The following is an 8,297-nucleotide window of genomic DNA, read 5'->3' as shown; positions in this document are numbered from 1 at the left end:
ACTGGGCGGGCGACGTCGCCGCGGTGCTGGCCACCTTCGTGGTGGTCTACATCGTCCTGCGGCTGTTCGGCGCAAGCCTTGCGCGGCGCATCAAGGGCGCCGAGGTCCTGGGCATGCTCGATCGCTCGGTGGGGCTGGGGTTCGGCCTGGTCCGCGCCCTGGTGGTGCTGGGCGCGTTCAATCTGTTCTTCAACGCCGCCACCCCGCCGGAGCGGGTGCCGCGGTGGATCTCGGGGGCGACGCTGTATCCGCTGACCACGGCCGCCGGCCGGGTGCTCATTACCTTTGCACCGAAGGGCCGCGATCTCGCAGGGCGACTGAAGCCGGCGTTCGATGACGCGGTCAGCGACGGGACGCGTGACACGCCCGCACGCGAAGGCTACGACGCGCGCGAACGCGGCGATATCGACGACTTGGTGGAAAAAGCCCGATGAGCGGAACCCACGATCGACAATCGGCCCCGCAGCGTGATCCCGACGATGACTCCCCCCGCCTTGAATGCGGCGTCTTCGGCATCTTCGGCCTGGAAGGCGCGGCGGCGACCACCGCGCTCGGCCTCCACGCCCTGCAGCATCGCGGGCAGGAAGCCTGCGGCATCGCAACCTTCGACGGGCAACGCTTCCACGCCGAACGTCACATGGGTTACGTCGGCGACGCGTTCGCCGGCTCCGACCTGACCGAGCGCCTGCCAGGCCATTCGGCGATCGGCCACACGCGCTACTCGACCGCGGGCGGCAGCTTCCTGCGAAACATCCAGCCGATGTTCGCCGACATGGAAGCGGGCGGCGTCGCCCTCGCCCACAACGGCAACCTGACCAATTTCCTCACCCTGCGCGAACAGCTCGTCGCGGAAGGCGCAATCTTCCAGTCGACCTCGGACAGCGAGGTGATCCTGCACCTGATGGCGCGCTCGCGCCGCGCCAAGGTGGTCGACCGCTTCATCGATGCGCTCAGCCGCATCGAAGGCGGCTATGCCTTGGTGGCGCTGACCAACAAGAAGCTGATCGGCGTGCGCGACCCCCTGGGCATCCGGCCGCTGGTGCTGGGCGACCTCGACGGCCAGGCGGTGCTGGCTTCCGAGACCTGCGCCCTAGACATGATCGGCGCCCGCTTCGTGCGCGACGTGGAGCATGGCGAGATGGTTGTCATCTCCCATGACGGCGTCGAGAGCCTGCGCCCCTTCCCCGCCGCCCGCGCGCGGCCCTGCATCTTCGAATATGTCTACTTCGCTCGCCCCGACAGCGTGGTGAACGGCCGCTCGGTCTATGAGGTGCGCAAGCGCATGGGCCGCCGACTCGCCCAGGAAAGCTCGCCGATGATCGACGTGGTGGTCCCGGTGCCGGACAGCGGCGTGCCCGCCGCTCTTGGCTACGCCCAGGAGACCGGCGTCCCGTTCGAGATGGGGATCATTCGCAACCACTACGTCGGCCGCACCTTCATCCAGCCCACTCAGGGCGCGCGCGAAACCGGCGTGCGCATGAAACTGTCGCCCAACCGTTCGGTGCTGGCTGGCAAGCGGGTGATGCTGATCGACGATTCCATCGTCCGCGGCACCAACTCCGTGCGCGTCGTGCGGATGGTGCGCGAGGCCGGCGCCGCCGAGGTGCACCTGCGCTCAGCCTCGCCGCCGATCATGTGGCCGGACTTCTACGGCATCGACATGCCCGACCGCGACAAGCTGATCGCCGCCAACAAGACCACCGAGGAGATCGCCAAGATCCTCGAGGTCGACAGCATGGGCTACCTCTCCGTCGACGGCCTCTACTGGGCGATGGACTCCGCGCCGCGCGATCCGCTGAACCCCCAGTTCACCGACCACTATTTCACCGGCGACTATCCGACCCGGTTGCTGGACCGCGAGATCGCCGAGGGGCGCAACGAGCTCGCCGAGCGCCAGCTCTCTTTCCTCGTCGACGCCTGAGCCAGCACCCGGGGTGAAGGCGCTGCTCGCCCGGCTGAAGCCGGACCTCTATCTGACCCTGATCGTGTTCATGGTCGTGCTGGCCTCGATCGCGCCGGCGCGCGGCGAAGCGGCCGTCCTGCTGCAATGGGCGACGCGGATCGCCATCGGCTTCGTGTTCTTCTTCCATGGCGCCAGGCTGGCCAGCGAGGAAGTCCGACGTGGCCTCACGCACTGGCGCCTGCATCTGCTGGTCCTGGCCTCGACCTTCGCGCTCTTCCCGCTGCTGGGATTGGCGCTGGCCGCCGCACCCGCGTGGCTCACGCCGCCGGCCCTGGCGCCGGGCGTCATCCTGCTCTGTTGCCTGCCCTCCACCGTGCAGTCGTCGATCGCCTTCACCTCGATCGCCCGGGGCGACGTCGCCGCCGCCGTCGCCGCGGCGACGGCTTCCAACATCCTGGGCGTGCTGATCACCCCGTTGCTGGTCGGCCTGACCCTGCATGCCTATGGGGGCGCGCTGACCTGGACGTCCATCCAGGCCGTCGTCCTGCAGTTGCTGGTCCCGTTCATCGCCGGCCAGGCGCTGCGTCGCTGGATCGGCGGTTGGGTGAAGGCGCGCGCCAAGGTCCTGTCGTGGACCGACCGCGGCGCGATCCTGCTGGAGGTCTACAGCGCCTTCAGCGCCGCCGTGGTCGGCGGCCTGTGGGACAAGGTGAGCGCCGCCGATCTCGCCCGCCTGCTGGCGCTCTGCTGCCTTTTGCTAGGCTTGGTGCTGACCGCCACCACGGTCGCGGCGCGCACGCTCGGCTTCAACAAGGCCGACGAGATCGCCATCGTCTTCTGCGGCTCCAAGAAGAGCCTGGCGAGCGGCGTGCCGATGGCCAGCGTGCTGTTTCCCGCCGCCATGGTCGGCCCGCTGTTGTTGCCGCTGATGCTGTTCCATCAGATCCAGCTGATGGTCTGCGCGGTGATGGCCCAAGCCTACGCCAAGCGGCGCGACACGCCGGCGCAGAGCGGTTAGAAGGCGCGCCATGTCAGACGCCCCTTCCCCCACCCGCCCGCTCGCCGGGCGCATCGCCCTGGTCACCGGCGCCAGCCGCGGCATCGGCCATGCCGCCGCCATAGCTCTGGCCCAGGCCGGCGCCCACGTCGTCGCCATCGCCCGCACCCAGGGCGGGCTGGAGGCGCTGGATGACCAGATCCGCAACGTCAGCGGCGAATCGGCCACCCTCGTGCCGCTCGACATCACCGATGGCGACGCCCTCGACGCGCTCGGCCTGGCGATCCACCAGCGGTTCGGCCACATCGACGTGCTGGTTCACGCCGCGGCGACGCTAGGGCCGATGACCCCGGTGTCGCACATCGAGCCGTCCCACTGGGAGCGGGTGATGGCGGTGAACCTGACCGCCACGTATCGGCTGATCCGCACCACCGAGCGCCTGCTTCGCGCCGCCGAGGCCGGCCGCGCGATCTTCTTCACCACGGGACGCGTGGCCAGACCCAAGGCGTTCTGGGGTCCCTACGGGGCCAGCAAGTCCGGCATGGAAGCGATCGTGCGCACCTGGGCCGACGAGTTGGAGCAGACATCCGTGCGCGCAGTGCTGCTCGATCCGGGCGTCATGCGCACCAAGATGCGCGCGGAAGCGATGCCGGGCGAAGACCCGCTGACCCTGCCCGAACCCTCCGAAATCGGTCCACTGATCGTCGAGCTCGCTCAGCTTGACCTCGGCCTGCCGAAACAGCCGGTGCTGTTCACCGACTGGCGCGCCGCAGGCCGCGTGGTTTCGGCCGCGGGCTGATCTAGCGTTTCGGCTTCTGGCCGGGCGGCCCCCGCCTGGGGTGCGCTGGCTTTGGGCGGCTGGGTGGCTTGGCGCGCGCCGCCGCGGCCTTGGTCAGCTTCGGCTTCGCCCCGACCGGCTTGCCGGGTTTAGCGGTCTTGCCCGAGGTCGACACCGCGTGGCCGCGTGTCTTGGCGCCGGTGGGCGGCCCGCCGAGGCGGCGCGGCGGAGCCTGCGGTTCGCCTTCCGCAAATGGGTTCTTGCCAGACTTGACGCTGAGGCGGATCGGCACGCCGGGCAGCTCGAAGCTCTCGCGCAGCGAATTGACCAGATAGCGGCGGTAGCTGTCCGGAAGCTGGTCGGCGCGGCTGGCGAACAGCACGAACGTCGGCGGCCGCGCCTTGGTCTGGGCCATGTACTTGGGCTTGATGCGATGGCCGCCCACGGCAGGCGGCGGGTGGCGCGCCACGGCCATCGACAGCCAGTCGTTCAGGTCGCGGGTCTTCACCTTGGTCGACCAGTGCTCGTGGACGCTGAACACCGCCGGCATCAGCCGATCGAGCCGCCAGCCGGTCTCTGCCGACAGCGCGATGATCGGCGTACCCTTGAGTTGGGGGAGCTGGGTCTGCGCCTCTTCAATGATCTCGTTCAGCCGCGCCTGCGGATCCTCGACGAGGTCCCACTTGGCCAGCACGAACACCAGGCCGCGCCCTTCGCGCTCGACGAGGTCGGCGATCTGCAGGTCCTGCACCTCGAAGGGGTGGGTCGCATCCATCACCAGGATGACGATCTCAGCGAAGGTGATCGAACGGATGGTGTCCTGGGTGGAGAGCTTCTCAAGCTTCTCCTGGACCTTGGCCTTGCGGCGCAGGCCGGCGGTGTCGACTAGGCGAATGGCGCGGTCGTCCCAGGTCCAGTCCACGGGGATCGCGTCGCGGGTGATGCCGGCCTCAGGGCCGGTCAGCAGGCGCTCCTCGCCGATCAGCTTGTTGACCAGGGTCGACTTGCCGGCGTTCGGACGACCGACGATGGCGATGCGGACCGGCTTCTCGCCGTCGTCCTCGTCCTCGCCGTCGTCGATGGGCGCCACGTCCAGGAGCGCGGCGTAGAGCTCGGCCATCCCCTCGCCGTGTTCTGCGGAGGTCTCGATCGGCTCGCCGAGACCAAGCGAGAAGGCCTCGAGGAACCCAGATTCGCCAGCCTTGCCCTCGGCCTTGTTGGCCACCAGCACCACCGGCTTGCCACGTTTACGCAGGATCTCGGCGAACACCTGGTCCAGCGGGGTCACGCCTTCGCGCGCGTCGATGACGAACAGCGAGACGTCGGCGTCGTCGATGGCCTGTTCGGTCTGGGCGCGCATGCGCGCCTCGAGGCTTTCGTCGGTGACGTCCTCGAAGCCGGCCGTGTCGATCAGTTCCAGGTCCAGGTCGCCCAGGCGACCGTCGGCGAACTTGCGATCGCGGGTGACGCCCGGCAGGTCGTCGACGATGGCCAGCTTGCGCCCGGCCAGCCGATTGAACAGCGTGGATTTGCCGACGTTGGGACGACCGACGATGGCGAGCCGCAGCGTCATGGCCTAGCGCAGCGCGATCAGTTGCGCCTTGTCGGTGACGACATAGATCGTGCCGCCCATGGCGATCGGGCCGAGCAGGGTCGGAGCGCCCAGGTTGAACTTGCGCTCCACCGCGCCGGTCTTCGCGTTCAGCGAGACCAGTTGGCCGGTGCTGTCGGCGAGGATCAGGCGGTTGTTAGCGAGGATCGGGCTGGACCACACCGGCCGGGTGACGACCGCGCCAACGCCCAGGAAGCCGCCCTGCTTGCGGGTCTTGCGGCCCGCGTTGAGGTCCTGGATCCAGTAGACCTGTCCGCTTTCGCGCGCCACGCAGACCACCTGGCCGGTCTTGCTGACCGCGAAGACCACGTCGCCGGCGGGCCATGGCGTGGTGACGCCCACCATCGGCAGGCTCCAGCGCGCCTGGCCGGTGCGAAGGTCGGTGGCGGCGAACACGCCGGAGTGGCTGACCGCGAAGACGTCGCCCTGGTAGATCACCGGGCGGCCGGGAATGTCGCGGATTTCAGACAGGGCGCTGGTGCGGCTGGCGCGCGACAGGGCCTCGTTCCACAGGTCGTTGCCGTTGGCCGCGCGCAACGCCACCAGCTCGCCCGAGCTGAACGAGGCGATCACCGTGTCGCCTGACACCGCGGGGCTGGAAGCCGCCAGAATGCGCGCCGGTTCCGACAGCGCCTGATAGGTCCAGCCCGCCTCCCCGGTCGCCGCGTCATAGGTGGCGAGCGTGTTGTCGATCGCCACCACCATCACCCGCCCACCGGAAACGGTGGGGGCGGCATGGATCGGCTGCTCGGTGCGGGTGCGCCAGCCCAGCGCGCCGGTGCCGGCGTCGAGCTGGGCCACGAACTGGTAGCCGGAGGAGACATAGAGCTTGCCGTCGGCGTAGGCGACGCCGCCGCCGAAGGCTTCCTTGTCTCGTTTGTTGTCATTGGGGCGCAGATTGACGCTCCACACCTCGGCGCCGCTCTGGGCGTCGTGGGCGGAAACCCTCGCCTCGCCGTCCATGACGAACACCTTGCCGGCCGCCGCGACCGGCGGCGCGGTCACGTGCTTGCCGCGGTCGGAGCCTTCACCGAAGCCGCGACGCCAGGCGATCGACAGGTTCGGCGCAGCGTCGACGTGCTCAACCGACTGCTCCGGCGTGCCGCCGGGCAGCGGCCACTCGGCCACCGTCGTCGGCGCCGGCAGGAAGAAGTCGGCGCCCTTCAGCGCTTCGGCCGGCTCAAGCGTCTGGTCGGCCGCGACGATCGAGATCCGCGTGCCCTCGGCGACGGAATCCGCCTCGTCCTTCGGCGCGAAGGGATTGAGCTTGCCGATCGTCGAACAGCCGGTCAGGGCCAGCGCCGCGACGCAGACGGCGGCGATCGCACGGGGTCGGCGCGTGGCGCCCTGCATAAGGATCATTGCGAGGCGGAACCTGGTTGCTGTGGCGCGACGGGCGCCGCCAAGCCGGGGATCTGGGCCCCCGGCGGAAGTTGAACGGGCGGTGGCAACGCGAGGGCGGCCTTCACCGCCGCTGGCACCACCTTGGCGGATCCGGAGTCGATCAGGCTTTGAGCCGCTTCGGCGCGCGCCTTCATGCCGCTGGAGGCCTCGGTCATCAGGCGCAGCACCGCGAAGTCGCTGCGCGCGCCCGCCAGGTCTCCGGCCATCAGCTTGGCGAAGGCCAGGGCTTCGCGCGCTTCGACGCGATAGGGGCGGCCGTCTTGGGTCAACGGCGTCAGACGCGCCTCCATGTCCTTGTAGGGGGCGGAATCCAGCAAGGCGAAGGCGGATTTGAGGCGCGCCACGTCGCCAATCACCGGATTGGGCGCGGCATCGGCGGCCTGATCGAAGAGTTTGACGGCATCGGCGACCTTGCCCTGCGACAGGCGGATGCCGCCCTGCTGCTGCAGCGCCAGCGAGCGATAGCTCTTGGGTGACAACTTGGCCACCTCGCCCCACCGCCGGTCGGCCTTGTCGACCTGGCCGGCCTCGAACTCAGTCAGGGCCAGGGCGTACTCTTCCGAGGCCTTGGCCGTCTGGCGGGCGTGGTGTTCGCGCCAGCCCCAGACCGCCAGGGCGGCGATCGCGGCGGCCAGCAGCAGGCCCAGCACCCAAGGCAGGGATTTGAACGCAAGCTGCTTGTAGCGGTCGGAGCGAAGCTGCTCTTCGACCTCTTCGAACAGATCGACCACGAATGGGGACTCCGCGCTCAGGCGATTGGGATAGACGGCCGGGAACCTATAGCGCTGCGGCCTGCGCCGCAACGCCGTGCGGACAGCGCTTTTCGGCGGCCCGCCAAGGCGTGAAGACTGCTTTTATCCCGCCTTGGCGAAGTAGATTTCGGCGGGCCCGGGGAAGCGGCGCGCACGGACGTCGGCGGCGTATTCGCCGACCGCCCGGCCGATCTCCCCGCGCAGGTCGGCATATCGACGCACGAATTTCGGCGTCCAGTCGAACAGGCCCAGCATGTCGTCGGTGACCAGCACCTGCCCGTCGCACCCGGCCGACGCGCCGATGCCGACCGTCGGCACCGGAACCAGGGCGGTGATCTCCTGGGCCAGCCCTTCGGCGACACCTTCGACGACGATCGAGAACACGCCAGCCTGCGCCGTCGCATGGGCGTCGGCGAGGATACGGTCATGCTCGCCCGCCGTCTTGCCCTTAGCCTTGAAGCCGCCGTCCACCAGCACCGCCTGCGGGCGCAGGCCCACGTGGCCCATCACCGGGACGCCGCGCTGGGTGAGATAGGCGATGTTCTCGGCTACCTCGACGCCCGCCTCGACCTTCACCGCTTGGGCGCCAGTCTCCTTGAGGATGCGCACCGCATTGGCGTAGGCGGCTTCGCGAGAGCCTTCGTAGCTGCCGAACGGCATGTCGACGACGACCATCGCCCGCTTCGAGCCGCGCATCACCGCCTGGCCATGCAGGATCATCATCTCGAGCGTGACGCCGACCGTGTTGGGCAGACCGTGCACCACCATGCCGACGGAATCGCCGACCAGCAGCAGGTCGCAATGCTCGTCGAGGATCTCGGCCATCGGCGCGGTGTAGGCGGTCAGGCAGA

Annotated in this window: 8 protein-coding genes; 4 read left to right on the top strand and 4 right to left on the bottom strand. The window is 69.2% G+C overall.

The annotated features are described in order from the left end of the window. From Q8M88_RS17415 to Q8M88_RS17400, 4 genes are all read left to right on the top strand, one after another. A partial coding sequence (locus Q8M88_RS17415; RefSeq protein WP_305598419.1) for a CvpA family protein occupies positions 1 to 434 on the top strand: 434 nt, incomplete at its 5' end. Then, the gene (gene purF, locus Q8M88_RS17410; RefSeq protein ID WP_305598418.1) at positions 431 to 1,921 is read left to right on the top strand and encodes an amidophosphoribosyltransferase; all 1,491 of its coding nucleotides are present in this window, start codon (positions 431 to 433) and stop codon (positions 1,919 to 1,921) included. The genes Q8M88_RS17415 and purF, both read left to right, overlap by 4 nt. 13 nt (positions 1,922 to 1,934) lie before the next feature. Next, positions 1,935 to 2,921 (top strand): bile acid:sodium symporter family protein, encoded by a 987-nt coding sequence (locus Q8M88_RS17405; protein WP_305598417.1) that lies wholly within the window; start codon positions 1,935 to 1,937, stop codon positions 2,919 to 2,921. 10 nt (positions 2,922 to 2,931) lie between these two features. Then, positions 2,932 to 3,699 (top strand): SDR family NAD(P)-dependent oxidoreductase, encoded by a 768-nt coding sequence (locus tag Q8M88_RS17400; protein WP_305598416.1) that lies wholly within the window; start codon positions 2,932 to 2,934, stop codon positions 3,697 to 3,699. A 1-nt stretch (position 3,700) separates the two neighbouring features. On the opposite strand, the gene der is transcribed toward Q8M88_RS17400, so the two are convergent. The 4 genes from der to panB all read right to left on the bottom strand — a co-directional run. Continuing rightward, complete coding sequence (gene der / locus Q8M88_RS17395; protein ID WP_305598415.1) at positions 3,701 to 5,251, bottom strand: ribosome biogenesis GTPase Der; 1,551 nt, start codon at positions 5,249 to 5,251, stop codon at positions 3,701 to 3,703. A gap of 3 nt (positions 5,252 to 5,254) precedes the next feature. Further along, positions 5,255 to 6,652 carry a PQQ-binding-like beta-propeller repeat protein gene (locus Q8M88_RS17390; RefSeq protein WP_371132760.1) on the bottom strand — a complete coding sequence of 466 codons (1,398 nt, stop codon included), beginning with the start codon at positions 6,650 to 6,652 and terminating at the stop codon, positions 5,255 to 5,257. Beyond that, entirely contained in the window at positions 6,649 to 7,425 is a 777-nt protein-coding gene (locus tag Q8M88_RS17385; protein ID WP_305598413.1) for a tetratricopeptide repeat protein, read from the bottom strand. The genes Q8M88_RS17390 and Q8M88_RS17385 overlap by 4 nt, the downstream gene beginning before the upstream one ends. Positions 7,426 to 7,548: 123 nt before the next feature. Next, positions 7,549 to 8,297: 3-methyl-2-oxobutanoate hydroxymethyltransferase (gene panB / locus Q8M88_RS17380; protein ID WP_305598412.1), on the bottom strand; the 749-nt coding region annotated here is incomplete at its 5' end.

Source organism: Phenylobacterium sp. (assembly GCF_030693805.1).
Classification (GTDB): domain Bacteria; phylum Pseudomonadota; class Alphaproteobacteria; order Caulobacterales; family Caulobacteraceae; genus Phenylobacterium.
This window is presented reverse-complemented; position numbering and strand designations above follow the sequence as displayed.

What these genes read in the sequence shown, in the direction of transcription:
- purF (WP_305598418.1), top strand. Translation starts at nt 431, where the DNA reads ATGAGCGGAACCCACGATCGACAATCGGCCCCGCAGCGTGATCCCGAC.
- Q8M88_RS17400 (WP_305598416.1), top strand. Translation starts at nt 2,932, where the DNA reads ATGTCAGACGCCCCTTCCCCCACCCGCCCGCTCGCCGGGCGCATCGCC.
- der (WP_305598415.1), bottom strand. Translation starts at nt 5,251, where the DNA reads ATGACGCTGCGGCTCGCCATCGTCGGTCGTCCCAACGTCGGCAAATCC.
- Q8M88_RS17390 (WP_371132760.1), bottom strand. Translation starts at nt 6,652, where the DNA reads ATGATCCTTATGCAGGGCGCCACGCGCCGACCCCGTGCGATCGCCGCC.